This window comes from Leuconostoc mesenteroides subsp. mesenteroides ATCC 8293 (assembly GCF_000014445.1).
In the GTDB taxonomy this organism is placed as follows: Bacteria; Bacillota; Bacilli; order Lactobacillales; family Lactobacillaceae; genus Leuconostoc; species Leuconostoc mesenteroides.
In genome coordinates this window covers 1,627,864-1,652,848 of record NC_008531.1, presented here as the reverse complement: position 1 = coordinate 1,652,848, position 24,985 = coordinate 1,627,864, and the positions used below count along the sequence as shown (strand labels likewise).

At 37.3% G+C, this 24,985-nt stretch carries 29 protein-coding genes; all 29 read left to right on the top strand.

The window, feature by feature from the left end; translation table 11 throughout:
• Positions 1 to 78 precede the first annotated feature (78 nt).
• The 29 genes from LEUM_RS08120 (at position 79) to LEUM_RS07990 (ending at position 24,939) form a co-directional block, all read left to right on the top strand.
• Complete coding sequence (locus LEUM_RS08120) at positions 79 to 657, top strand: hypothetical protein (protein WP_010292081.1); 579 nt, start codon at positions 79 to 81, stop codon at positions 655 to 657.
• Positions 654 to 779, top strand: coding sequence for a hypothetical protein (locus LEUM_RS10920; protein ID WP_010292084.1), 126 nt, complete (start codon positions 654 to 656; stop codon positions 777 to 779). The genes LEUM_RS08120 and LEUM_RS10920 overlap by 4 nt, the downstream gene beginning before the upstream one ends.
• 413 nt (positions 780 to 1,192) lie before the next feature.
• A complete protein-coding gene (locus LEUM_RS08115; protein ID WP_011680294.1) occupies positions 1,193 to 1,447 on the top strand; it encodes a hypothetical protein in 255 nt (84 codons plus the stop codon).
• Positions 1,448 to 1,507: 60 nt separating this feature from the next.
• Positions 1,508 to 1,705, top strand: a complete 198-nt coding sequence (locus LEUM_RS08110; RefSeq protein WP_010292058.1) for a hypothetical protein — start codon at positions 1,508 to 1,510, stop codon at positions 1,703 to 1,705.
• A gap of 46 nt (positions 1,706 to 1,751) precedes the next feature.
• Positions 1,752 to 2,069, top strand: coding sequence for a hypothetical protein (locus LEUM_RS08105; RefSeq protein ID WP_011680293.1), 318 nt, complete (start codon positions 1,752 to 1,754; stop codon positions 2,067 to 2,069).
• A 63-nt stretch (positions 2,070 to 2,132) separates the two neighbouring features.
• On the top strand, positions 2,133 to 2,822 hold the full coding sequence (locus LEUM_RS08100) for a hypothetical protein (RefSeq protein WP_011680292.1): 690 nt from the start codon (positions 2,133 to 2,135) through the stop codon (positions 2,820 to 2,822).
• 93 nt (positions 2,823 to 2,915) lie between these two features.
• The gene (locus LEUM_RS08095) at positions 2,916 to 3,377 is read left to right on the top strand and encodes a hypothetical protein (RefSeq protein WP_010280523.1); all 462 of its coding nucleotides are present in this window, start codon (positions 2,916 to 2,918) and stop codon (positions 3,375 to 3,377) included.
• Between the two features lie 58 nt (positions 3,378 to 3,435).
• Positions 3,436 to 3,636, top strand: a complete 201-nt coding sequence (locus LEUM_RS08090) for a hypothetical protein (protein WP_010280522.1) — start codon at positions 3,436 to 3,438, stop codon at positions 3,634 to 3,636.
• A gap of 66 nt (positions 3,637 to 3,702) precedes the next feature.
• The gene (locus tag LEUM_RS08085; protein ID WP_011680291.1) at positions 3,703 to 4,011 is read left to right on the top strand and encodes a hypothetical protein; all 309 of its coding nucleotides are present in this window, start codon (positions 3,703 to 3,705) and stop codon (positions 4,009 to 4,011) included.
• Between the two features lie 5 nt (positions 4,012 to 4,016).
• Positions 4,017 to 4,547: an HNH endonuclease gene (locus tag LEUM_RS08080; RefSeq protein ID WP_041775251.1), complete on the top strand. Its 531-nt coding sequence runs from the start codon at positions 4,017 to 4,019 to the stop codon at positions 4,545 to 4,547.
• Between the two features lie 93 nt (positions 4,548 to 4,640).
• Complete coding sequence (locus tag LEUM_RS10725) at positions 4,641 to 4,814, top strand: hypothetical protein (protein ID WP_011680289.1); 174 nt, start codon at positions 4,641 to 4,643, stop codon at positions 4,812 to 4,814.
• Between the two features lie 248 nt (positions 4,815 to 5,062).
• Entirely contained in the window at positions 5,063 to 5,626 is a 564-nt protein-coding gene (locus LEUM_RS08075) for a phage terminase small subunit P27 family (protein WP_011680288.1), read from the top strand.
• The gene (locus LEUM_RS08070) at positions 5,613 to 7,493 is read left to right on the top strand and encodes a terminase large subunit (RefSeq protein ID WP_011680287.1); all 1,881 of its coding nucleotides are present in this window, start codon (positions 5,613 to 5,615) and stop codon (positions 7,491 to 7,493) included. The genes LEUM_RS08075 and LEUM_RS08070 overlap by 14 nt, the downstream gene beginning before the upstream one ends.
• On the top strand, positions 7,490 to 7,678 hold the full coding sequence (locus tag LEUM_RS08065; RefSeq protein WP_010286651.1) for a hypothetical protein: 189 nt from the start codon (positions 7,490 to 7,492) through the stop codon (positions 7,676 to 7,678). The genes LEUM_RS08070 and LEUM_RS08065 overlap by 4 nt, the downstream gene beginning before the upstream one ends.
• A 4-nt stretch (positions 7,679 to 7,682) precedes the next feature.
• Positions 7,683 to 8,825, top strand: coding sequence for a phage portal protein (locus LEUM_RS08060; protein WP_011680286.1), 1,143 nt, complete (start codon positions 7,683 to 7,685; stop codon positions 8,823 to 8,825).
• Entirely contained in the window at positions 8,822 to 9,511 is a 690-nt protein-coding gene (locus LEUM_RS08055; protein ID WP_011680285.1) for a head maturation protease, ClpP-related, read from the top strand. Before LEUM_RS08060 ends, LEUM_RS08055 begins: the two co-directional genes overlap by 4 nt.
• A gap of 10 nt (positions 9,512 to 9,521) precedes the next feature.
• Positions 9,522 to 10,685, top strand: a complete 1,164-nt coding sequence (locus tag LEUM_RS08050; RefSeq protein WP_011680284.1) for a phage major capsid protein — start codon at positions 9,522 to 9,524, stop codon at positions 10,683 to 10,685.
• Positions 10,686 to 10,695: 10 nt separating this feature from the next.
• On the top strand, positions 10,696 to 11,028 hold the full coding sequence (locus LEUM_RS08045; protein WP_011680283.1) for a head-tail connector protein: 333 nt from the start codon (positions 10,696 to 10,698) through the stop codon (positions 11,026 to 11,028).
• Positions 11,021 to 11,392: a phage head closure protein gene (locus tag LEUM_RS08040; RefSeq protein ID WP_010290312.1), complete on the top strand. Its 372-nt coding sequence runs from the start codon at positions 11,021 to 11,023 to the stop codon at positions 11,390 to 11,392. The genes LEUM_RS08045 and LEUM_RS08040 overlap by 8 nt, the downstream gene beginning before the upstream one ends.
• On the top strand, positions 11,382 to 11,798 hold the full coding sequence (locus LEUM_RS08035) for an HK97 gp10 family phage protein (protein ID WP_011680282.1): 417 nt from the start codon (positions 11,382 to 11,384) through the stop codon (positions 11,796 to 11,798). Before LEUM_RS08040 ends, LEUM_RS08035 begins: the two co-directional genes overlap by 11 nt.
• Positions 11,798 to 12,172 carry a DUF806 family protein gene (locus tag LEUM_RS08030; RefSeq protein WP_010292990.1) on the top strand — a complete coding sequence of 125 codons (375 nt, stop codon included), beginning with the start codon at positions 11,798 to 11,800 and terminating at the stop codon, positions 12,170 to 12,172. The genes LEUM_RS08035 and LEUM_RS08030 overlap by 1 nt, the downstream gene beginning before the upstream one ends.
• Positions 12,173 to 12,175: 3 nt before the next feature.
• Positions 12,176 to 12,811: a phage tail protein gene (locus tag LEUM_RS08025; RefSeq protein WP_011680281.1), complete on the top strand. Its 636-nt coding sequence runs from the start codon at positions 12,176 to 12,178 to the stop codon at positions 12,809 to 12,811.
• Positions 12,812 to 13,151: 340 nt separating this feature from the next.
• Positions 13,152 to 13,556 carry a phage tail tube assembly chaperone gene (locus LEUM_RS08020; RefSeq protein WP_011680280.1) on the top strand — a complete coding sequence of 135 codons (405 nt, stop codon included), beginning with the start codon at positions 13,152 to 13,154 and terminating at the stop codon, positions 13,554 to 13,556.
• 38 nt (positions 13,557 to 13,594) lie between these two features.
• Positions 13,595 to 13,774 (top strand): hypothetical protein, encoded by a 180-nt coding sequence (locus LEUM_RS08015; protein WP_010282314.1) that lies wholly within the window; start codon positions 13,595 to 13,597, stop codon positions 13,772 to 13,774.
• Positions 13,775 to 18,985: a phage tail tape measure protein gene (locus LEUM_RS08010; RefSeq protein ID WP_011680279.1), complete on the top strand. Its 5,211-nt coding sequence runs from the start codon at positions 13,775 to 13,777 to the stop codon at positions 18,983 to 18,985.
• 59 nt (positions 18,986 to 19,044) lie between these two features.
• The gene (locus LEUM_RS10525) at positions 19,045 to 20,163 is read left to right on the top strand and encodes a phage distal tail protein domain-containing protein (protein ID WP_242824519.1); all 1,119 of its coding nucleotides are present in this window, start codon (positions 19,045 to 19,047) and stop codon (positions 20,161 to 20,163) included.
• 13 nt (positions 20,164 to 20,176) lie between these two features.
• Positions 20,177 to 24,547: a hypothetical protein gene (locus LEUM_RS07995; RefSeq protein ID WP_011680277.1), complete on the top strand. Its 4,371-nt coding sequence runs from the start codon at positions 20,177 to 20,179 to the stop codon at positions 24,545 to 24,547.
• 12 nt (positions 24,548 to 24,559) lie between these two features.
• Entirely contained in the window at positions 24,560 to 24,706 is a 147-nt protein-coding gene (locus LEUM_RS10720; protein ID WP_011680276.1) for a hypothetical protein, read from the top strand.
• Positions 24,706 to 24,939 carry a hypothetical protein gene (locus LEUM_RS07990; protein ID WP_010284206.1) on the top strand — a complete coding sequence of 78 codons (234 nt, stop codon included), beginning with the start codon at positions 24,706 to 24,708 and terminating at the stop codon, positions 24,937 to 24,939. Before LEUM_RS10720 ends, LEUM_RS07990 begins: the two co-directional genes overlap by 1 nt.
• The last annotated feature ends 46 nt before the right edge of the window (positions 24,940 to 24,985 follow it).

The window sequence follows — 24,985 nt, the reverse complement described above, 5'->3', positions numbered from 1 at the left end:
CAGTGCAATAATGGTATTGTTGATAATTAAGAAGTCAATGATGTGGTATCATCTTTCTTGTAAAAGGAGAGATGATTTATGAGCAAGAAAGAAATTACTTTGTCGCAAGTTGTAACTTGGTTTTTGACAATAATTGCTGTTGTTATATCTGCTTTTAGTGGTATATATCAATGGAATCAAAGTAAAAGGTACAGCGACAATACAAACAAAATTCTGATTAATTCAGCAAAATTAGCTGAATATGATTTGGATCTGATGATTTATAAAATTGACAATGGCGGAGATGAAACACTTGATTATGGTCAATTTAGATTTCAACTTGATAGTCTTCAACAAAACTTTGAAACTATTGAAGCCATAAATCCAACAAGTTTGTCTAAAAATCAAGCTATGAATTATCAAGTTTATCGTCAAAATCTTAACGCTGTGATTTACAAGGCGACATCATATGTGAATGCGTTGAGGGTTAACCAAACGGAAACTCCAAAAGACACAGACAAGCTTCACGTAGATTTGGGAGCAAGACAAAATTTCTACCAAGGTGTCGGCAGTTCATTGAATGTAATTAAAAGTGATTTAAAGGTGCTCGAAAATAATAAATCGTTGTATGATCAAGACTATAAGAAAAATTCCAAAATTTTGGAGGAACAAAAATGAGTGAAATTTATATATATGGGCCAATGGTTTTATCTATAATTGCTTTGGTGATATCCACTTTTCAAATTGGGTATACAGTTGGTAAAAATAAAAATAGTGGCAAAAACTCGAAAGATAACTAATAAATCAGACTGAAAATGACCTAGAAATTAGTAACGTATAGTGTTAACATAGTTTGTAAGGTGTCTCACATAAATACTCCTATTACCGTATTTAACTTCTTTCTCATCGCAAGAAGTGAGGCACCGTACATAAAATATGTTAGTGACAAAGGTAACTTTGTGTGCTAGCATTTAACGTGTGGTAACCCAAGCATTCTATACTCTCCTGAAAAAAGTATTGATAATATCATAAAGTGATATGGGTCACCAAGAAAGCATCTTAACGGATGCTTTTTAATTGGCAAAATTTAGTAGTAATCGCTTTCAGAAGATGCTATTATTAATGAGGTGCCTTATATTGGAAGCAATATTCGTGATGTGTTCTTCTATGATTATTGTTGGGGTAAGGCATCGTACATAAAGGAGAGATAATTATGATTGCATTACATATTTTCTTTGGATTAATGATATTAGTTGGTGTTATTATGACCTCAGTGTCATTTCAAGGAGATACTGACAAGTTGACTAAACTTCAAAAGTTTTCGTTGATTTTCACAACTTCAGCGATTGGATTGACCGTAGTAGCTGTCACAGCAGTATCTGGGGCGATTTACATTGCTTTAGTTATGTTCGTAGCGTTAGCTCTGTATGAGTATTATGCATTTCTGCATAAAGCTGCCCAGAAATAAATTGAATATTTTAAAAGCTCAACCACGTGAATAGGTTGGGCTTTTTGTTTGGAGATAAACATGAATGAAGCAGAGAAAAAACTACGCAAGAGACGTAGACATATCAAACAGGCGACTGATGTTAATCGTAAGCACGCTGACATGATGAAAACAGAGAGCATTGCACGACATGAGCGCTCGCGTATTCAGGTTAGGTCGGAAGTGATGGAGAACAGACAGATTGACTACAAGAGCCACATGAAGTGGTTAGAGAATTAATGGCCTATAACGTACTATGATGTGCACAACATTTAGGAGAATATATATGGCATTCGCAAGAGAAGACATTAACTTTGAGAACATCAAACGTGAATCAGATATAGAGATGTTAGTTAAAAACATGGTGCAGACCAATAACATGATCGCTCATTTGAAAGATGAACAGTTTGAAATGCGCAATGAGATAAAAATGCGTGATGAAATTATCAGCAAGCTTCAAGATGATATTCGACTTCTCGAAAAAGAGAAGAGATGGAACATGTTATGGCACAATCGTTTAAATGACTGTATAGACAAGACACAAATAATTTTTGGTATCTTATTTCTGATCAATATTCTTTTTATTTATTTCATGAGTAGATGAGATAATGTTTTAGTTACATGAACGATTCCTATAGTATAATAACTGCTATTGGAGGTTGGAGAAATGAAGTTAATTAAATGGTGTAGTCAACACAAATGGACTTACATATTTTTTATCTTGGCTTTTATCATTGTTCCCGTATTGATTGAATATATTCCACTTTTCTTCGGTCAACATCTGATAAAAGGCGATTGGTTAAGCTTTTGGGGTAGTTATTTGGGCTTTTTGCCAGCAGGTTTGATTACTTATATTGTCCTAGAGTTTCAATTCAAGAGGCAGGAGGGTATAGATAAAAAGAATTTTGAAGAACAATTAAAAAAACAAAAACAGGAATTTCTATTTGAAAAAAGATTTGAAGATTTAACATGGGCTAGAAATTCGGCAATGAGCATTTGGCTCGCGTCATCAGAAATAATTTTTGTTTGTGAGAGTGTCGAACAAAGTTCTGAAGGAATGGTTTTTATTTACAACGAAGTTACTAAACACTATAACTTTATTAAAAATAATCACAATGAATTGGCATCTTGGATTGAAGAACAAATGACTTCAGAATCGGAAAATTATGATTTTAAAAAAATGGATATTATTGCCACCGAGGCAGGAAAAAGATTGTCTCAAATCAGACATAACATGGAAAATAAAAACGTATCAGAAGTATTAAAATCAGCAAAAGCATTTAGGAAATATTATCGAGAGTTAAAAAATGCCATAACTTTAGAAAAAACTTCAATAAAAAATGAATTAATTGATTAAGCGCTATAAGCGCTTTTTATTTTGCAGTAAATACTTCTGCTTGATAATTCTAGTAGTATAATCGATTTATACAGGATTAAGGTGATTTTTAATATGAGAAAAAACGAAACTTTGAAAAAACTAAACGACATAAAAATAACGGCTCATTTTTGGAATTGGTTACCAGACATACAAGTGGCAATTGAAATCTACGAATCACGAAATGATGCTTATTCTGTATTACTACCTTTTTTCTTCACATATCTTGAAGAAACAATAAGGTCAACAACCACAGAATATGGAATGCTTGATCCGCGTAACCAAAGTAATAGAAAAAAGAAGGTTGGGAAAGAGTTAATACAATTTGCAATATCTGAGAATAGTGATAATCCACAACTAGTCCATATATTAAACGATATATTGGAAAATCATTATGGTAAGTTTAGTCCTTTCGCAGGTGGGCAAAACCGTAATAATGTAGGACATGGGGTAGTACACCCAAGATTTTGGACAGAAGAAGATTTTGAAAATGTTGTAAATGACATAGCAAAGTTGTCACCCTATGCAGGATTTTAATTCAACGTTAATTTTAAAAAGGAACTATAATTGTAGTCATAAAGTGAGGTATGAGTATATGAAGTTTGGAATGAGAACACCATCAATCAAGAAGTCTATCAGTGCTAGAACAACTGGACGTGCTAAGCGAGCGGTTAAGTCTGCTATTAATCCTGCGTATGGCAAGAAAGGAACTGGCTTAATTACTAATCCTAGTAAGTCAGTAAAGAATAGTGTTTATCACAAGACGACCAAAAGTATTTGGAGTTTGTTCAAGTGATGTAAGCTCAGCTCATTAAATTGAGTTGGGCTTTTTGTATACATAAATTTAAGGAGAATAAAAATTATGAATGATGCAGTAAATATATTTCTTTGCAAAGATAAAATGGACGTGATTGCAAGCATGATTAGTTATGCAGACAATCAAAAGCGTCTTGGCGAGAACGTGAAATCTATTCGTTCGCGAGCAACCGTTGTCGTTAATGGCAGTTGGGTCACTAAGTTTGTTAGCAGTCCTAAGGCTCTAGATGGTATGCACGTCCGTGAGATTACAGTCAGCACAAGAATGTCTACAGCTGGTGAATTAAGCAAGTTGAAAGACATGTTGAATATGGCTAGGCAAGGACGTATAGCTATGAAAAACGCACAGATGTGAAACAAATGGCTAGAGTAAAGATATGTCGTAAGCCTGACTGTCACAATACCATACCTTATACACAGGAAAATCCATACTGTGAGATACACAAGGCAATGTATCGACCTAAGCCAGAGTTCAAACCTAAGTCATCTTATGAACGTAAGCGACAACAACGTGAGTACAACGCTAACAAGCGTGACAAAGAAGCCAATGAGTTCTACCACAATAAGACGTGGAAGCATCTATCAGCAGGACTCAAGCAACAAGCTATGTTCACATGTGAATGTTGTGGACGTACAAGTACAACCAAAGGTTACTTAGTTGTAGACCATATCATCCCCAGAAAGATAGATAAGCGTAAGCAACTGGATAAGGATAATCTATGGGTGATATGCAAGAGGTGTCATTGGTACAAAGGTATGCTTGAAGATGATGTCTATACTGATGGCTTATTCCTAGAGAACATAGATACTAGCAAGTCATGGTGTAAGGATGAAGTAAGACAATGGATACTTGATTCAATTAAACGTCATGATGAAAGGAAAGATGATTGATGTTGTTTAACATTTGATGATGAACTTAGTTATCAACATTAGTTATTGGTTGTTCATCATTCAAGTTATTGTTCATCAACGAAAGGAATCGATATGAAGAACAGAACGAAAGCTAATCAACTAACAAACGAATTGATTAGATTGAAATTGTTGAATAAGAATAATAAAACGAAAATAATTTCGTTTGGAGATAATCAAGATCAAGGAGTTGCCTTCGTAAACGCAATAAAACGGGTTAACGCGTTGCAAAGCTGGAGCCGAGTTTAATCGTACGGCTTTTACAGATTAATTTAGCAGTATAAGTGATTATTATTCGGGTACAAATAAAAAATACCCCCGGGTGGGGGCAAACGGAGGGAGCGCCACAAGGTGGCGTCCTCGTTTTTTGCAAATGCAGAAATCAAAAATTTTTGAATGGGCTATTTTAGAATTTGAAACGTTGTTATATCAACGTTTAACGTGTTATTAATATGCATTTAGTATACCACAAACTTTTGACGAAAGGGGGTGTTTGTTTGGTAAATAAACGTAATTCGGGTCGCAAACGAACGACTAGCACTGATGAATCTGTCAGAGCAGACCAACGTGAGCGTAATTTAGAGTTTCAGGAAAAACAAAGTGAACTTACTGAACTGCAAGACAACCCTCCTCGTCATTTGGATGGTTATGGTGTAACGCTGTGGCGAAAGTTAGTTCCAGAATTAAAGCGACTTGGAACAATCAAGCAAATAGATACTGTCAATCTGGAAGCTTTTTGTTCTTTATATGGAACATATAGAATGGCTGAATCAGATGTTCAAAAGAATGGCATATTTGTTAGTTTTGAAGTTGATAAAACAGAAATCGACGAAGAAACAGGTGAAGAAGTAGTCGTAGGAAAAGAAACACAATATGATCGTTCAAAGAAGAATCCTGCATACTCAATAATGAATGACAGTATCAAGACTTTAAAATCATTAGCTGTTGACTTAGGATTATCGTTTGATGCAAGGTCTGGTCAACTGGTTTCAAGTGACATTGGTGTTAAGGAAAACAAGCAAGATAATTTAAGGTTGGTGAAGTTCGGTGCAGACATTTAATTTAGTAGGTGTAACAGACATTAAAGGTGCTGTTAAATCAGAAAAGAGACGTTATAAACGTTATTTAGATAAATATAACGATCCAGCTACTCAATATGCCTTTGATGTTTTGTTCACTGATAAGTATATAGCTGGTCGAGATGCGCAACTAGCTTGCTTTAGACATATGCAAGACTTGGGTAGACAGCGTGACAACGATTTTCCATATCACTATGACACTGCATATGTGACTATGATTGAAAACTTTACAAGGATACTGCCTAACCCTGATAATTTTAAGGTCACTTTGAAGCCTTATAACTGGCAGTCGTTTATATTAGATAGCTTATTAGGTTGGCGTACGGAAGAGAATGGTACAAGGTTTACAACGTCTAATATAAGCGTTGCCCGTAGACAGGGTAAAACATTTATCGCATCCATGTTGGTCAACTTTTATTACTTTATGGTTGCTGCGGAAGCAACATCACAAGATTTTCTAGTTGCTAGCTATGACAGCGAGCATGCCACTAAGTTATTTAACGATGTTTCCATTCAGGCCAAGAAGTTATTAAAAATGCCAGAGTTTTCTGCTTGGGCTAAAGAAAATGATGTTGATGCACAAACACAACAAGTAATAGGTCGTATCAGCAAGAACACCATTCGTAAAGGAACATCAGAAGGTGGCGGTTTTGATTCCTTTCACAACGTTATCGCTGTTTATGATGAAATTGGTAATCTTAAACCTGATAAAAACGAAACATTGCGACAAATAACATCTGGTCAAAACGGTATAAAAAATCGTATGTTTGTCAAGATATCAACTGCTTATCCTAATGCAAAGGTTAAATTTAAAAAAGACCAAGATTTAATGCGTAAAATTATCGAACAGGACAATTTACGTGAAGCAGATAATACATTTCAAATTATTTACGCTCAAGATAGTGAAAATGAAGTATTTGAAGAACATACTTGGAGCAAATCAAACCCTAACTTAAACGAGATGGACAAGGACAAGTATAAGTCTGAAATCAATAGTTTAATTAAAGATAGAGATGATGCTGACAGAAGTGGCGAACTTGCCACGTTTGTAAATAAATCATTGAATATTTGGAGTCGTAAGTTCCAAAATAGTTATTTATCTCTTGAAAACATTCAGAAGAATATCATTGATGACTTTGATATTTATGGCCGTGATGTTTATATCGGATTTGATGGTAGTCAAAGTAACGATAATACCTCATTCGGTTTTATATTCCCTTATCGTGAAGTGAAAAGGGATAAATATTTTTGTAAACAATTCAGTTTTATTCCTTTTGCACAGGCCAAAACTATTGAAGCTAAGGAAAAACAAGATGGTTTAAATTATCGTGAACTTGAAAAGCAAGGGCTATGTGAAATAACCAGAAGTCCAGAGGGAACAATCGATAAAGACCAGGTTTATCATTGGTTAGAAAAGTTCGTTGCTGATAATGACTTGAAAGTAAAGATGATTGCACTAGACCCCAACTTATCTGATTGGCTGTTAAAACGTATCGAAAACTACCACGATGAATGGCCGGTATCTACCGTTCGACCAACTTCACAGGTGCTGTCTAATCCAACTAAAGATTTGCAAGCACAATTCATCAACGGTAACGCTGCTATTTTGAATGACCCACTTTTGATTGATGGATTTACAAATGCTGTGTTGATTGAAGACAGAGGTGGAGCTGTTAAGATTGACCGTTTGAATAGAACAAGCGATCATATCGATACATCTGATGCATTGGTCAACGCACATACTGGAGCACAGTTCTATTTTGAAGATTTTAAAGGGGATGATTATAATCCGTTTAATGATTTGAGCCGTGATGAGAAAAAAGATTACTTTAAGAGGATGTTTGGATGATAGTAAAAATTATGAAAAGTATATCTAATTTTTTTGATAACTGGCTAGCGGCAATACTATTTATTATAGGAATAGCGCTGATTGATATCGGTGCTTTTTATTTTAATGTAATTATTGGTTTTATCGTTTCAGGACTGCTGTTTATAGCCATGGCGATAATTCTCAATATGGAAAGGAGGGAATAAATGAATGGGTTTAATGACTTCGAGAAATCGACAACATAAAATCAGTGACGCAACTTATCCCAGTACGCACGGATATGATCCAGTTATTTCACAAATAGCGGGTCTTCCTGTTGGATATATAAGTGGTGCAAACGCACTAAAAAACAGTGACATATTTAGTGTCATTAATCGAATAGCCAGTGATATTGCTAGTGCTAAATTTAAAACTGAAAACACGTACGTAAGCGAACGACTTAACCAACCTTCAAAGTTGATTGGTCGTTTTTCATTTTGGCAAGGCGTTATTATTCAGTTACTGCTGAGTGGTAATGCTTATGTGCCGTTGGATTTAGATTATTTAGAACAAATACCGCCATCTTCGATTATCAGCGTTGACATTGACAACGCGAACCAAGGCGCTGTTTATACATTAGCTGAATACAACAACCACCCTGAACGCAAATTAACACAAGACCAGATACTTCACTTTAGGTTAATGCCTGACGCAACCTACCAATATCTTGTGGGGATGTCACCGTTAGAAAGTTTGACTAAAGAGCTGACCGTTTCAACAGCAAGTACAGACCAAAGCTTGAACTTGATTAAAAATCGTATCACGCCAACTTCTGTTTTACAGATTAGTAACGCACTGCTGGAACAGGGTGATGCTGATGCAGCACGTGATGCATTTGAAAAAGCTAATAACGGCTCAAATAATGGCCGACTGATGGTTTTGGATTCCAATTCTACGTTCAGTCAATTTGAGATGAAAGCTGATGTATTCAAAGCGTTAAACAATAACGCAGAGTATTCTGCTAATCAGATTAGTAAGGCGTTTGGTGTACCTGTAGACATGTTAGGGGGTGGTAATAGTACAGAAAGTCAGCACAGCAACAGCACACAAATCAAGAACTTGTACTACGAGAACTTAATTAGTTATGTAGCCCCAGAAATTGATGAAATTGCTTTGAAAATGAATGCAGAAGATTTAACACTTGATATGCAATATGTTGACGACGCTACCCGTGTTAGCCAAATCAACGACATGGTTAAAGTTGGCACTTTGGGTCAAGCGCAGGCTGAATTCATGCTGAAGCAATATGGTGTGTTGCCTAATAATTTACCTGTCTATGTTCCATCGACGCAGGGGAAAGGAGAAAGTGAATGAAGTTAGATATTAAAGGCATGATCACTAATGATGATGATGCAGAAATATATCGTGATTGGTTAGGCATGACTGTTACCTCACCAACTGATATTTTAGGCAACTTACCTACTGATGGTTCTGATTTAGAAATTGGAATTAATTCAGGAGGCGGAGAAGTTGATGCTGCGAATGAAATTTACACAGCGTTACGAAATTACCCTGGTAAAGTTATTACGCAAATTGAAAGTTCAGCTTATAGTGCTGCATCGATTATTGCAATGGCTGGTGATACTGTTCAAATTTCGCCAGTTGCTCAACTAATGATACATAATGCGTCAACTTATGCAGGTGGTAACCACAATGACTTGGATAAAACATCTAACGCGCTAAAATCCACCGACAAGGCCATAGCTAAGGCGTATTCTGTAAAAACAGGGCGTCCAGTAGATGAGTTCCTTGCCTTGATGGATAAAGAGACGTGGATTAATGCTGACGATGCATTAGAACTTGGATTAGTTGATGAAGTAATGACTTTTGAAAAAGAGCCAGTCACTAATTCTGTTAATAATGTACTACCTCGCAAAATTATCAATCGTATCAAAGATTTGGTTGGTGAAAATCAAAAATTGAAAACTAACGCAACTGATAGTCAACCAAGTGAACACGACAAGCTCGTGCAAGCTAAGTTGGCTATTTTACGTAAATAAGGAGAAAAATATGACTAAAGAACAACTACAAGCGGCATTCCGTGACGCTAGCACCAAGGCATCTGATTTGAATGCTAAATTGAACAACATGGTTCAAGATGATTCTGCTTCAGTAGAAGATATTAAGAAGGCTCAAGATGACTTGACGGACGCTAAGACACGCCGTGATATTTTGAACTCTCAACTCAAGAGCTTTGAAGACGTCGAACCAGAGCCTAAAAAGCCTGGTAAAAAGACTAATATTTTGGACAATAAGGCCGCTGAACTTGCTGCAAAAAAGCAAGGCATTAATGATTTCATTCATTCTCGCGGTGCAAAGATTTCAGATGCAGTTGCTTCACAAGTTACTTCGTCAGAAGTTGGTGTATTGATTCCAGAAGAAATTATTTATGATCCATCTGCTGAAGTTAACTCAGTTGTTGACTTATCAACTTTGGTTAACAAGACACCAGTTACTACTCCAAGTGGTAAGTATCCTATTTTGCAACGTGCAACCGATCGTTTCAATTCTGTTAAGGAATTAGCAGAAAACCCTGCTTTAGCTGAACCTACTTTCAAGGAAGTAGACTGGTCTGTCGATACTTATCGTGGTGCAATTCCTCTTTCAGAAGAATCAATTGCTGACACACAAGTCGATTTGACAGCATTGGTTGGTCAATCAATCGGTGAAAAGAAGGTTAACACTTATAACGCCTTAATTGCACCAGTTTTGCAAGCATTTACTGCTAAGTCAACTACGAGTGATACATTAGCTGACCAAGTAAAGCACATTTTGAATGTTGATTTAGATACAGCTTATGCACGTGTTATTATTGCTAGCCAATCATTCTACAATGCCGTTGACACATTGAAAGATAAGAACGGACGTTACTTACTTCAAGAATCAACTGCATCATTAGCACAAGCATCCGGAAAGACGTTGCTGGGAGTACCGGTTTATGTGATTGGTGATGAACTATTTGGTAACGCTGGTGACCAAAAAGCATTTATCGGTGACACAAAGCGTGGTGTTCTATTCCCTAACCGTCAAGAAATTACTTTGGCTTGGGAAGACAGCAAAATTTATGGCCGTTACCTAGGTGCTGCTTTCCGATTTGGAGTTAAGCAAGCTGATGACAAAGCCGGTTACTTTATTACTAACACGGCTACTCCTGCATCTGGCAGTGGCGAATAAGGAGTAATTCATGGCAGATGAAACAAATTCACCTCGTGCGCCTTCAACATCAACAGGTGTCACAGTTGGTGATATGCAAGACTATTTAGCTATTGATGGTGATGATGATGTTCTTAAGAGTTTGATTGGATATGCTGAAGAAGATGCTCGCGGTTCAATCGACAGTACTATCGATATTGAAATATATCGCAAATTACCAATATTCAATCAAGCAGTTAGAACATTAGTTGATTTCAATTACTATAATCGTGGTGCTTTATCTGGTCAACAAATTGCTTATCCTAAGTCTTATCAGTACATGCTGAACAAAATCAGATGGAAGGTGGTCGGAACTAATGGTTAGCGGAAAATTAAAACCAAGTAATTTTATTGGAAAAGTTGAGTTTGGAACTGTTAAATCTGTTTTAAACAAAAACACAGGACAAAAAGCACCTAGCTTCGTGTCCTCTACTAGCCAAATGCGATATGCGCCACGTAGTCGCTCGATTACGCAATCTGATTCTATTTTTGGGACAAGTATACAAGAAACTAAAATAATTTCTGTACGGCACAATGAGAGCCTTACAGAGAACTTGAAAGTTCGCTTTGTAAAAACTGGTAAGGTTCACGACATCAAATATATTTCATCTGATGAAAGTAATACACCGGTTTCGTTTGACTACATCACCATTACTAAAGAACCACTGGGGGCATTTGATGGAACTTGATGATGCTTTAGATCAATGGCTACGTAATGTGAACAAATTAGTTCCTAACGTTAAGCAGAGACAAAAGATTACGTTAGTTGGAGCGGAAGTATACAAGACAAGGCTCCATGATATTACTAAAGCCAAACATTATGATGAAAATCATAAAGACACTAGCCAGGTAACTCACTTGGCTGATTCAATTGAAGTTTCTGGAACAAATATTGATTACATTCGTGATGGTACCTCATTAGTTGGTTTTACTAAAAAAGGTATAAACCATGGTCGTATAGCAAGAATATTAAATGATGGGACAAAATTTATTCCAGGTGATCACTTTGTTGAAGATGCTAGGCGTAGTTCTCGACAAGCTGTGTTAGCGGCTCAATATGCTGAATATCAACGACTTTTGAAAGGTGGTAATTGATGATACTACCCATTTTTGAAGTTCAAGAACTCATAGAAGCAATGAGTTTTGCTGATGTTGTTTTTGTAACAAGTATCGATGAAGAATATCTCGAAAATGTCACCTCAACAGTAGTTCTTGTGACCGAAACGGTTAACGACTTGGATAAGAGAGCCAACAACCGTTTTAGAAACATGAATTATGGTGTTGAAGTACAGATATTTTACGGAATTAACTTCACCAAGCCAATTCTTGACACAGAAATATCATTGGCAAGGCTATTAGAAAAAAACGATTGGCAAACAACCCAATCTAAATCACATACCAATGACCCGAAGACTAATCAAGTCACTAAGGTCTTTTATTTTGAAAAAAATTATATTTTGGAGGATTAATTCATGGCAACACAAGGTATTGTTACCTCATATTTCGGATTAATTGACAATGCAACAGGTCAATTAATAAAAGGCGCTGATGGTTTGAGCGACACAGGCATCTATGAAGCAGACGGCCATCAAGATGCCACTGCTGAAGGTGCTACTCAAATTCAAATTCAGAACTTGGGTACTGCACCAACCTTGCAATACTCAAACAATAAGGCCAAACGTTCAACTAAGGCTCGTTCATATCCAACAGCCGAATTTACAATGCTTGATCTAGGATTTGAAGCTAAGCAAAAGCTGCTTGGTAAAATCCAAACAACAAGCAAAGGCTTTGTTGATGGTGAAAAAGAAGCGCACGTAGCGGCGATCACTGTGACACAAACATTGGATAAGCAACATAAAATATATTATGCCTTTGCTAACGGGACAATGATCGAAGGAAACAAGACGTTGGGTACAAACACTAACAACGGAACTGATTCAAACGACGTTATGACTTTAACGACAATGAATCCCGTTGTTGATACTCAATTCGGGGGTGAGCCATACCAAGTTGCATCTGATTTGGTAGATGGATTTACACTTGATGCGTTAATGGCAGAAACCTTCCCTGGCTATTCAAAACCAACTGATGGCACAACAGGTCAATAATTAGTATTTTTTAACTCGCTTTTGAAATAAATAGTACATGAAAATGGGCGGGTTACATTTTTAGTTACTCATAGTTACCTTTAAACCTTGTAATAATATATATATATATTTATATAGTATTTTATGTAACTTTGTAACTTTTTGCTATTCGGGCTATGCCTGTCAAGGGATACAGAAGTTACATTTTTTTCGTAAAGTTACACAATTTTTGTAACTTTTTTGTAAGTTCTCATTTTTTAATTTGAAAAAATGTAACTTTGTCACTAAAAAAATACGTCGTTTTGTAACTAAATTTAGGGTAATTTTACCCGTACATATCAAAATAAAAGGAGCCTAGATCATGGCAGTTAATACAGAAAAAATTAAGTTGAATAAGTTCGGAATTCGCAAGACGGTATCTATAAAAAAGACATTTGGTTTGCGAGAAGAAGCGATTGAAAACAGCATAAAACTCGGTGAACTTGCTGATACTGAGGGTATGGAGTTTATTGATATCCAGAAAAATGAGTTGAAATCTAGCAAAATTAAGATGGACGTAATCAAGTCAATTTTTGGTATTTCTGACGAAGAAATGGACGAACTAACCCATAGTGTATCATCTAAACAATTTTCAGATGCTTATGAATATGTAGAACTGATGATGATGGGCGTTAGCGAAGAAGAATACGAAAATCTTGTTAAGCTTGCTTCTGAAAGTCAAGAAGAGGTAAATGAAGAAGACCCAAAAGAAGATTTGGTCGAATAAGAAGGGAAGTATTCGACAAGAAGAACCAACTTGAAGAGGTGCGTTATTTAAAAAAACAACTTTTTAAAGAATACGGTATTTTGCCAAGTGATTTAGATAATCAGGAATATTTTTCATTCATGAATATGCTTAATGCAAAAGAGCCTGATAAACGTGCTGGTGATCCATTAGCTATCGCTAAACAAATGGGGTTGAATATACCGGGGGAAGGAGAGTAAATGGTTGAACGAATTCAGGCGGAGATGGCCACGTCTATTGCTTTAGACACTTTAAAAGCGACTAATAGTTTACGTGGTTTGAACGATGCTGTTACTTCTGTTAAAAACGCTTGGAAAGCTCAAGAGGCAGCGGCTAAATCATCGGGCGATTACTTAAAAGCATCGCAAGAGCGATACAACGGTCTGAGCCGAGAAATGGAAGCTCAGAAAAACAAAATAACTGAATTGCAACAACGTCAAAAGGGCTTAGACACCTCTACAAAAGAAGGTGCCGAGTCCTTTTTAAAATACGAAAGAAACATCCAACAGGCTAATCAAAAGTTAGCTAGCTTAGAGTCTCAGCAACAACGTGCTAAATCATCAATGGAGTATCAAACCAGTGGATTAGCAAAGTTGCAACAAGAATATAAGCAGATGAATCAAGTTTCTGATTCGTATGTCAACCTTTTGAAAGCAGAGCATAATACTAGAGCAGCTAATATTACTAGCGCTAATAATATGAAAGCCTCGCTATCAAACCTCTCCCAACAGTATGTTAAGCAATCAGAAGAGCTGAAAAGAATTGAACAAGCAAGCGGTTCAGCTAGTGATGCATACAAAAGGCAAGCTGTTCGAGTAAATGAAACGGCAACAAACGTTGCCAATATGAAAAATGAGTTGAAGTTAACTCAAGCAGAAGTTAACCGTGCTAATCCTTATGGGTTAAGCAAGTACGCAAGCGGAGCTAACGGTGCTTACCGTGCTGCTGAAAAGATGGGAAACGGGTTTCGTACCGCAGGTCAGAAAATCAAAGACATGGCATACAGTAGTAGCATTGCTATTGTTGGTATTGGTGCTGTTTCAATTAAGGGTGCTCAAGCTGCTACTAATCTTCAAGAATCTTATGTTAAGACATTAAATTTGGCTACAACAGGTGGTGAAAAAGCTGCTGAAGCTCAAAAAAATGTCAATCAGATGCAAAAAGATGGCGCAAAGTATTCCGTTCAGTATGGTAAGTCACAACAGGCTATTGCTGAAGGATATCAAGAGTTAATCAAGCGTGGTTACACCTCAGCTGAAGCTCTTGGTGCAATGAAGTCTGAATTACAAGCATCAGTAGCCTCAGGCGATGATTTTAATGATGTTTTGAGTGTTACTTCTCAGGTTGTTGATGCATACGGCATGCGTACCGATAACGCTGCTAAGATGACTAAAAACACCAAAGAAGTTGTTAACCAGTTAGCTTATGCAGCTGATATGACAGCCACCGACTTCCAATCTCTTGGTAAGGGAATGGAATACGTTGGTGATTCTGCTCATTCAGCGGGATTTAAGCTATCCGAAACATCTGCAGCCATGGGTATTCTTTCTAACCATGGTCTTGAAGCCGATAAAGCCGGTACTGGTTTACGTAAGGTTATTAACTCTATTACTGGTGCATTATCTGATCAAGATGCTGCACAAAAAGGTTCTGCTGCTTCAATTGATTCATTAAATGAAAAGATAGCAGACCATCAGAAAAAGATAGCGGACTATCAAGCAGCTGAAAAAGCTGGTACAAAGAGTTCTAAATCAGCTGCATCTGCCATTAAAACGCAGCAAGAAGCAATTGAAAAATTGAACGGTAAGATACAGGCAATTAAGTCTGGCGGTACCGGCGATATGCTCAGTAAATTGGGTATTAGTCGTAGCCAATTAGTTGATTCAAATGGTAACTTGCGTGATATGACAACTATCATGGGCGTTATTAACGAAAAAACTAAGAATATGGGTACTGCTCAAAAGAACTCAGTATTTAATAGTTTGTTCGGTACTACCGGTCAACAAGCTGGTATTATTTTAGCTCAAAACAATAAAGAATTAGATGAGTTAAATAAAAAAGTTGAAAAATCAGCAGATGGTCAAGGTTATGTAGCTAACTTAGCTAAGAAGAACATGACAACTGTTAAAGCTGAATTGCAACAGTTTAGCCAGGCTGGACAAGCTGTTATGATCATGATTGGTAAACAAATGTTGCCAGTTATATCAGAAGCCGCAGTTAAAATGGCTAAAGCCTTCAATTCAAAAGAAGGCCAAGATGGATTAAAGAAAATAGCTGACGGCGTAGCTTGGGTAGGCGATAAGTTAGTTGGCTTAGTTGAGTATATTGGCACACATACTGGTCAAATAAAAGCCTTTGCAGAGGTTTTTGCTGGTATATGGGCTTTTAAAAAGATAAGTGACACAATAGGTTGGATTAAAACAGCTATTGGCACTTATAAAGAATTTAACGGTGTCTTAAAAACAACCGCAGCATTAAATACAGCTGCCAACGCTACTGGTTCAGTAGGTGGTAAAGCGGGCGCGACTACGATGGTTGAAACTGCTGCAACTACAAGAGCTGCCGGAGCAGGAGGCGGATTAGCAACAGTATCTACTGGAGCAAAAGTCGCTAGTGTTGCCAGTAAGGTTGTTTCAGGATTAGGTATAGCATTAACTGCAGCTGATGTAGGTGGAAGTATCGCAACTGCTATCAGTTCTAAAAAGTCTAGTGATAAAATCAGTGCTGCATCTAAGGGTGCCGGCGCTGTCATAGGCGGTGGTATCGGAGCTATATTAGGAAGTATTATCCCCGGGGCTGGAACAATGGCTGGTGCTGCAATCGGCGCGGGTATTGGTGATTCGTTAGGAAGTACTAAGACAGCTCAATCAATTACGAAAAAGCTTAATAAAGCATTAAAAAAGGCTTTTTCAGATAATAAGATAACTATCAAAGCACCGAAAGTTGATGCTAAGGATGCTTATTCAGATTTGAATAAAGCTTCTAAAAAATATTATTCTGAAAAGCAAAAGCAAGATTTACAGGATATTAAGCTATTAAAGAAAAACGGTTATCTTACTGAACAAGAATATCAAGATAGATTAAAAACTATCAAAGAAGAAGGTAAAAAGGCTAATAGTGTTGAAAAACTAAGTCAATCTGATAGAACAGCACTGACAAAATATTATTCACAGCAACGCCAAAAGCTTGAAACTTCATATAATAAAACTAAGCAAAAAGACAGCAATAAATGGGATAGCATTATTGCTAAAGATGCTGCTAAGTATGGAGAAAATTCTTTACAAGTTCAAAAGGACTATAAAAAGAAAGAGCAAGCACTTGCTAAGGACGATCAGGCTAAGAAAAAGGCTGTTAATAAACTAACTGTCAAAAACGCAACTGAAACAACTGTTGAAGAAGCTAAACTGCACACAACTTTGACCGGGAAAATTAAGTTATCTAACAACGAGCAAGTAAAGTTGATGGATAAATTAACCAAGGATAAAGGACGGCTAACTAATAAACAGTTACAGGATATTACTTCTAAGTCTAAAGAAGAATATAACAACGTTAAAAAGTACGCTGACAAAAAGCTGGCTGCTGCACAAAAGGCTGCTGATGAACAACTCAAAAAGGTTACTAAAGCCGCTGACAAACAACGTGATAACGTCGTTAACGCTGCTAAAAATCAGTACAAAGATGCTAAAAATGCAGCTGATAAGCAACGTGATGACACGATAAAAGCATCTGAAAATCAATTCAAAGGGAATAGTCAATGGGCTAAAGACCAACGTAAAAATGTTAGAGATTCAGCTAACAAGCAACATGATGAAACGGTTAAAGCTGCTAAAGACCAAAGAGATAAGACGGTTGATTCAGCAAATAAACAACATGATGATATTGTCGGTAAGGCAACTAGTCAGAGAAACAAAACATCAAATGCTGCAACGCAACAGCGAAATGAAGTTGTTGATAAGGCATATAAACAAAAAGATAGCGTCCTTGATGCTGCTGGTAAACAAGGTAACGGCGTAGTTAATAAGGCTGTTCTTCAAGCTAACGGTTCTATGGAAGCTGCTTCAAAGCAAGCCAAAGGAACGCACAGCATTTGGAAAGGATTAGGCGATTTCTTTAATGGCTTAGTCAAAGGATTTGGTATTAAAAGCGTTGATGTTAAAAGTGGTGGTGATTTTGGATATAAGCCTGCTACGATGCAAGCATTCGCTACTGGTTCTCGAGGCGTATCCGGTGGAAAAGCGCTTGTCGGTGAAGCTGGGGTTGAAGCAAGGTATTCTCCTTACTCGGGTAAAGTTGATTTTCTAGGTACCAACGGTGCTCAGGTTGTTAATCTTAACCCTGGTGACAAAATTTTAAATGCTAATGATACAGCTAAGCTATTCCAAGGCGGTTTAGGCAAAACATTACCAGGGTACGCTAAGGGTACATCATCGATTGAATCATTTTTATCTTCTATGACTAAGGGCGCTTCTGATATTTGGGATGATGTTTCAGATGCGACTAGTGAAGCAATGGAAAAATTAACCAATCCTGTTAAAACATTAACTGATATGGCGTCTAAGATCTTTGATGTCAATAAACTAGAAGTCGGTGATACAGGTCACAACTCATCTAGTGGAATGGTTAAAACGAGTATCGAAGATGGCTTTGGTAAGATGCTGTCAAAACTCAAGTCTGGGTTTGAATCAAGTGGAAATGCAGGCGGAGGAAAAGGTGCACCAAGTGGTGCAGGCGTTACTAGATGGCGTTCACAGGTTGTAGATGCCTTAAAGGCTAACGGACTTTCAACAAGTTCTTCAATGGTCGATAAGGTGTTACGTCAGATTCAAACTGAATCAGGTGGTAACGAGAAGGCTGTACAGGGTAACATTGGTGACGTTAACAACGCATCAGGTGACCTAGCTAAGGGGTTGATGCAAGTCATTAGTGCTACATTTAATGCCTATAAGTTCCCAGGACACAGCAATCCATTTAATGGTTATGATTCTTTGCTAGCTGGTTTAGCTTATGCGAAAAATCGTTATGGATCTAATTTATCATTCTTAGGTCAAGGACATGGCTACGCAAACGGCACTATCACCAACACACCACATATAGCAAATATTGCAGAGGGTGGAATGACAGAGGCGGTAATTCCTTGGGATTTGTCTAAAAAATCTCGAGCAATGGAATTGTTGGGTGAAACAGTCACTCATTTTGCACAAAATACTAGTTCTAATACAAATGTTGCTGAAAGTTCAGATAACAATCTATCAAATATGATTGAAGCTACTAATAAAACTCTAAATAGTGTTGTTGAGTTATTGGCGGGCATCTTAGGTCAAACTACAGAGGCTAACCAGTCAGTAGATGATATTGCTATGAATAAGTTTTCTAAAGCTGTGATTGCTAGAGCGGTTAGATCAGCTAATTAAACCAAAAACTCGCCATTAAATACACAATACTTCGGGGCGGGTTTTAGAAAGGAGTACATATGAGTATGTTCGTGCTAAATAACGCACGTGGTGAAAGTGTTGATTTAAATTCTGAAAATTTATTTGGTAACACACCAACAGGATTGGGAACGGTGTTTACAAACACTTACAGTCAATATGAAAGTTATTTTAAAGCAACTAAAATAAATATTCAGCAAGGACAGATGCAATTAAATATATTGTTTGGGGATGTTGAAAGTCGAAGTTACCAAACCTTTAGTCAGTTCTCCACATTCTTATCTTTTCAGCCATTGACATTGCTGTATAAAACCGGTGTTGATACTTGGCATCGCGATGCAAGATTGACCAGTTTAACTAAGACAGAAATAGGCGGAACGACAGTATTACAAACCGATAAATTATTTGAGCAGTTTACAATAGAGTTCATTAACCCTTGGTATAACAACAAACAAGGTAGATATAAGACGTATAACATTGACACAGGTTTGAGCATTTATGGCTCAGGCTTTTTTAATGAACAAGGTGACTTTAATCAGAACTTGATACTACAATCATCAGGTGAAAACGCATCAGCTGATTCAAGACCTAATTTATCAGGTGTAACCAATAATAATATCAACTCAACAATTGTATATGACAGTGATGCTATTACATTGAATTACACGGGTACAGGTTCTACAGAATGGTACTACGGACTAGCAGAAGCATGGGCTAATATGAGTGATTCAGTCCTCAGTTTTGACAAGACGTACACAATTTCAGTCGATGTAAAAGGTACAGTTCCAGGTGTGGCATTCAGGGTAAGTAATACATTTTCACCTACCACAAAGATTAGTAATGACACATGGACTAGAGCAGTTTATACGTTTAGTATCCTTAACTTATCAGGTGATAATTTAAATAAGTTTTACATTCGATTAAATGCAATGGCATCAAGTAACACATCAGGATTCGTTAAGGGTCAAACACTTAGATTCAGGCACTTTAAGTTAGAAGAGGGTAACACGGCAACAGCTTATACAAGTGCCCCAGAAGACGGTGTAACAGATGCAAACATGAAATATGGATTTGGATTCATGGGCGTTGCTTATGACGATGAAAACGGTAATAAGCCTTACGTTGATGAGGCACAAGTAGACATAACAAGTATTGAATAAAGGAGGTGATAATTTGGCATACCAACCAACGGAATGGGAACACGGCGACATAATCACAGGTGGAAAATTAAATAAGATTGAAGAAGAGCTAACACATGTCTCAGATAATGCTATTTATGGATTTGGTGGCGCTCAATTATCAAGTGATGGCTTAACCCCTTTTAGTTATATCAATGCTGGTGACCCTATGCCTGCTAACCCACAAAAAGGTGATACAGTATTCCTTAAAGATGGTAATGACTTCCTAATTTACTCCTACAATGGTGAAGATTGGGTACTTAAAATTGACCCAGACCTAAGTAACCGTATTGAAGAGACTATCAAGACAGCTTCTGATAACACAGATAAGGCTATTGCTGATAATAACACCCAGATTAATGAAACAATTAACCAGGTGGCTAAAGAACAAGCTGATTTAGCTGTTAAAGATGGTGATTTCAACAATAAAGCACAAGCTATGGCTGATAAAGCCTTACAAGATGCTAAGAATAACACAGCTACAGTAGCTAAAAGTACTTTAGACACAGCTAACCAGAATATAGCAGATGCTAAGAAGTCAGTAACAGACGACATAGCTCAGGAAGCATCAGATAGAGCATCAGCAGTAGGCGCTCTAGATACAAAGGCACAGGGTTATGCAGATACAGCTAAGAAAAATGCTATAGACGTAGCTACTAGTGCGGACGGTGTTATTAATAAGAAAATTGATGACACAGCTTCTAGCATTACAAGCACAGTTAGCCAAAACAAAATGGATGCAGAGGGTAAAATAACTACAGCCCAATCAACTGCTACACAGGCTCTAAATGGTTTAAGTAGCAAGGTTGATACATCCACATATAATGCTAAAACAGGGCAATTAACCACTGATGTTACTAACGTTACTCAAACAGCTAACCAAGCTAAAACAGATATAGCATCAATCAAGCAAACAGACACCACACAAGATGCCCGTATGACTACCATTGAAGCTGATGCTGATGGTACTAAAACTACTGTAAGTAACTTGCAAAAAGCGCAGAATACACAATCAGGTTCGATTAGTACATTACAACAACGTGCTGATGGGTTCGATGCAACTGTTACAAAGGTTGATAAACTGGCTGTAGGTGGTAGAAACTTATTAGTTAATTCTAAACTATTGACTTTTACTAACGGTAATAACGTCGCCACAACCACCACTAAAGTAGCTTATGACGCCACGACTAATATTTGGCATATAACTTCACCAAAGGGTGGTTCTGGTAACGCCGGTATATATTTTAGTCAATCTGTAGTAACTAAGGGTCAGTCGTGGTCATTGAGCTTTGATATAAAAGGAACTGGTGTATATTCTGATAAACATATAGGAGTAGAGGCTTCAGCGCCTTTTAATAGCCCTACAGGAAATGTCCCAAGTGATTGGACTAGAATATCATCAAATGGTGTGGCTAATGGAAGTAATCCAGTTATTATCTATTTTAATAGTCTTAACACAGCTTTGGATGTATACATTAAATTACCTAAGTTGGAATCTGGAAACATACCAACTGATTGGACTCCAGCTCCAGAGGACGTAGATAGTGCAACTGCTAAAGCACAGCTAACAGCAGACCAAGCAACAACTGCATTAAACAATTATAAGATTAACGCAGATGGGCGTATAACTAAGGCACAATCTGATATTACACAGACAGCCAAGGACGTAACTACTAAGGTTAGTCAATCAGACTATGATAAGAAAACTGGTGATTTAAGTACATCAGTATCTAAGGCACAACAAACGGCTGATAGCGCTGTAACAACCATAGGAAACTATAAGACTAGCAATGATAATCGTGTTAAAGCTACAGAAACATCTATAGCACAAAACACTAAAGATATTACTCTAAGAGCTACTATGGCGGATTTAAATTCAGCTAAAACTGATTATAATGCTCAAATTGCACAGGTTAAGGTAAACGCTGATTCAATCACTAGTCAAGTATCTAGCATTCAAACTAAGATAAATTCTATGGGTCAAGTTAACCAGTTGGCTAACACAGAGTTTAATCCTGATATGTCTGGCTGGTATGGCTCTACCTTAGGTTCAAGCTCAGACCCTATAAAGAATGCTGTAGATAGTTCACATGTTACTGCTTTACCAGGGCAAGGCTACTCATCATCAAATGCAGTGCTATTTGATACTACAGACCAGGCATCACAATTTTATGCCAGGTTAATACAGTACGTGCCCGTTACAGGCGGTACATCAGTAACTATGAGTTGGTATGTAAAGACACTAACCTATGGAACTTACACAAATATGTGGATTACATTCTGGGATAAAAACGGTAAAGACATTACAAACGGTGGCTTATATGTTAATTGGTCTAAGGGTAAGGTTACTAATCAATGGGATTACATGACACTACCATCATTGACTAATATTAAAGTTCCAGATACCGCTGTAACAATGAGAATATCAATGGAATCTAGAGAGGGCGTTAAGCAATTAATGTCACGCTTTATGGTGGTATTCGATTCTACAGTTGGTGATTATGTGCCAGGGGCATATAACAGCAATGACAAGGTAGCTGTACAGCAAGTAACGATAGATGGAATAACGGACACAGTATCTAAACAAGGTACTAACATTGATTCAGTCACTAAGAGAGTAACCACAGCAGAGGGTACACTTTCAACAGCAACTAACAATATTAGTGGTTTACAGAGTTCTGTTACTCAAACAGCTAACCAAATTAAGACAGAAATAACTGATAGGACTAAGGGTGATGCAAACACTTTGCAAAGCTCAAAAGACTTTACACAAAGTTCTATCACAAGTGCAGTCAACGGACTAAATTCAACTATATCTCAAACAGCTAGTGGTATCTTGGCACAGGTTGAATCAACTAATATGGTAGTTAATTCAGAGTTCGACCCATTAAATGGTACATGGTATTCATTATCAAACGGTGAGGCTGTTGGTTCTACAGCAGGTGTAGCCTGGAACGCCCCTAAGGCTAGTGGTTTTGCAGATTGGCCAGTTGTAAATGGTTCTAGGATAATATCGTATGCAGTAGGCACATGGTACACAAGCGCATTAGTTACTGCTAGTGCTGGAAAAGTATTCAGTGCTTCTATAGTAGCTGGACGTGCTCCGGCACCGACTGTTTCAACGGCATTGGATTACAGAATTGGCTTCTGGGATTCTAGCAAGAAATTGCTATCAACAGCCAGTGCAGGAAACATCATTGACGGAACATCGTACAAAGGAATTCAAAAATATGTAGTTGAAAACAAAGTAGCGCCAGCTAACACCGCCTATGTTTCTGTTATTATTGCCCACTCATCAGCCAATGCTACTGATTATATTACTAGACCATCTTTGAACACAGGGGCTAAAGCCTCACCATACACACCAACATATGGCACATCTAGCAGTTCTACAGTATTGTCACTTTTTAAAGATAATTGGAGCATCGGCATCACTGATAATATCAGCAAAATTATCAGTGGGATTGTTGGTAATGCATCTCAAATGAGCCTTATTAGCAAGAATGTGACGATTGATAGCCCTAATACCCAGATTAAGGGTACAGCGTGGATTAATTCAGCAATGATTGCAAACGGTGCTATAGGTAGCGCACAGATTGGTGATGCAACAATTACCAGCGCTAAAATAGCTACCCTAGACGTGGCTAAGTTAACTGGTAATGTTTCTAATTTCATCCAGTCAAACTGGAATGGGTTATATCAGTCAGTGAAGATTAGCCCAATAGGCATGACTATTAGTACATCACAAGGTAGTACAGCTCAATTTAATCAAGATGGATTAGTGTTAGATGGTGCTTTAGGTACTACAAACGTCCTAAACGGGCAGATTGAATTGATTAGCTCATCAAATGAGTATCTAGGTACATTCCGACATGAAACAATGCCAGAGCATGACAACGTAGACTATCTAATGATTAAACTAGCTGGATGGCATACATCTAAGCCAGGAGATTCAGACTATGACTTAAACTCAGACAGTTCTAACACCATTAGAGGTGGCGATGGTATTGGTTTCGGTGTAACTAACAGTGTAGGTACTTATGATATGAAAATGTCATGGGATTCTAGCCTAGTAGCAGGATATAAGGGACGTAAAGCAGGGTGGCATGTTGAAGACATCATGACGTGGCACCAACCAACTTACTTTGAGGGTGGTTTTGACGTAGCACAACAATTTAGTTCTACAGATAGAAGAGCGTTGCATATCCAAGGAGCAACATTATCAAACGGGCATAAATGGTTTGGCTTCTTTGATACACCATCACAGGCTGGTTTTGGTACTGATGACACAAATGATGTTCTGTTTTATGTCAAAGGTAAAAGTTATAGTTTGTACACAATGTTAAACAAATTAAGCATGTTGTAAGAGAGGTAAAAAATGCAACCAAGACAGGAAGACGTAATTAACAATTTACTGCAACAACTGACTAATCTAACTTACGTTAACGCACAGTTACAGTCAGTTGTAGCGCAATATCAAGCAAAAGAACAAGCACAGTCAGAACAAGAAGAGGAAATTAAATAATGACAATTAATAAAAGTGTATCAATCAACGCAACTTCACAAACAACAGATGGTCAAGCAATTGCTTACTTTAGCGCTAATGTTTCAGATTCAGGAACATCAAGCAACATGACAATCCAGAATCAAGATTTGTATGAAGCTAATAAGTTACAAGTGCGCAAAGATAAGACTGATTTCGATAATGCGGTTTATGAAGTGGAAGATGCTCAAACATCTACAACAACAGCAGGATAATACAATACCCTTTTTGGGTGTACATATTTGATATGAATAGGAGGTT

Coding starts and splice junctions, on each gene's coding strand:
- LEUM_RS08105 (WP_011680293.1), top strand. CDS start 1,752: ATGGCATTCGCAAGAGAAGACATTAACTTTGAGAACATCAAACGTGAA.
- LEUM_RS08110 (WP_010292058.1), top strand. CDS start 1,508: ATGAATGAAGCAGAGAAAAAACTACGCAAGAGACGTAGACATATCAAA.
- LEUM_RS08020 (WP_011680280.1), top strand. CDS start 13,152: ATGGCAGTTAATACAGAAAAAATTAAGTTGAATAAGTTCGGAATTCGC.
- LEUM_RS08100 (WP_011680292.1), top strand. CDS start 2,133: ATGAAGTTAATTAAATGGTGTAGTCAACACAAATGGACTTACATATTT.
- LEUM_RS08010 (WP_011680279.1), top strand. CDS start 13,775: ATGGTTGAACGAATTCAGGCGGAGATGGCCACGTCTATTGCTTTAGAC.
- LEUM_RS10725 (WP_011680289.1), top strand. CDS start 4,641: ATGAAGAACAGAACGAAAGCTAATCAACTAACAAACGAATTGATTAGA.
- LEUM_RS10720 (WP_011680276.1), top strand. CDS start 24,560: ATGCAACCAAGACAGGAAGACGTAATTAACAATTTACTGCAACAACTG.
- LEUM_RS08090 (WP_010280522.1), top strand. CDS start 3,436: ATGAAGTTTGGAATGAGAACACCATCAATCAAGAAGTCTATCAGTGCT.
- LEUM_RS08040 (WP_010290312.1), top strand. CDS start 11,021: ATGGTTAGCGGAAAATTAAAACCAAGTAATTTTATTGGAAAAGTTGAG.
- LEUM_RS08055 (WP_011680285.1), top strand. CDS start 8,822: ATGAAGTTAGATATTAAAGGCATGATCACTAATGATGATGATGCAGAA.
- LEUM_RS08085 (WP_011680291.1), top strand. CDS start 3,703: ATGAATGATGCAGTAAATATATTTCTTTGCAAAGATAAAATGGACGTG.
- LEUM_RS08120 (WP_010292081.1), top strand. CDS start 79: ATGAGCAAGAAAGAAATTACTTTGTCGCAAGTTGTAACTTGGTTTTTG.
- LEUM_RS10525 (WP_242824519.1), top strand. CDS start 19,045: ATGAGTATGTTCGTGCTAAATAACGCACGTGGTGAAAGTGTTGATTTA.
- LEUM_RS07990 (WP_010284206.1), top strand. CDS start 24,706: ATGACAATTAATAAAAGTGTATCAATCAACGCAACTTCACAAACAACA.
- LEUM_RS08115 (WP_011680294.1), top strand. CDS start 1,193: ATGATTGCATTACATATTTTCTTTGGATTAATGATATTAGTTGGTGTT.
- LEUM_RS08095 (WP_010280523.1), top strand. CDS start 2,916: ATGAGAAAAAACGAAACTTTGAAAAAACTAAACGACATAAAAATAACG.
- LEUM_RS08050 (WP_011680284.1), top strand. CDS start 9,522: ATGACTAAAGAACAACTACAAGCGGCATTCCGTGACGCTAGCACCAAG.
- LEUM_RS08035 (WP_011680282.1), top strand. CDS start 11,382: ATGGAACTTGATGATGCTTTAGATCAATGGCTACGTAATGTGAACAAA.
- LEUM_RS08080 (WP_041775251.1), top strand. CDS start 4,017: ATGGCTAGAGTAAAGATATGTCGTAAGCCTGACTGTCACAATACCATA.
- LEUM_RS08045 (WP_011680283.1), top strand. CDS start 10,696: ATGGCAGATGAAACAAATTCACCTCGTGCGCCTTCAACATCAACAGGT.
- LEUM_RS10920 (WP_010292084.1), top strand. CDS start 654: ATGAGTGAAATTTATATATATGGGCCAATGGTTTTATCTATAATTGCT.
- LEUM_RS08065 (WP_010286651.1), top strand. CDS start 7,490: ATGATAGTAAAAATTATGAAAAGTATATCTAATTTTTTTGATAACTGG.
- LEUM_RS08060 (WP_011680286.1), top strand. CDS start 7,683: ATGGGTTTAATGACTTCGAGAAATCGACAACATAAAATCAGTGACGCA.
- LEUM_RS08030 (WP_010292990.1), top strand. CDS start 11,798: ATGATACTACCCATTTTTGAAGTTCAAGAACTCATAGAAGCAATGAGT.
- LEUM_RS08025 (WP_011680281.1), top strand. CDS start 12,176: ATGGCAACACAAGGTATTGTTACCTCATATTTCGGATTAATTGACAAT.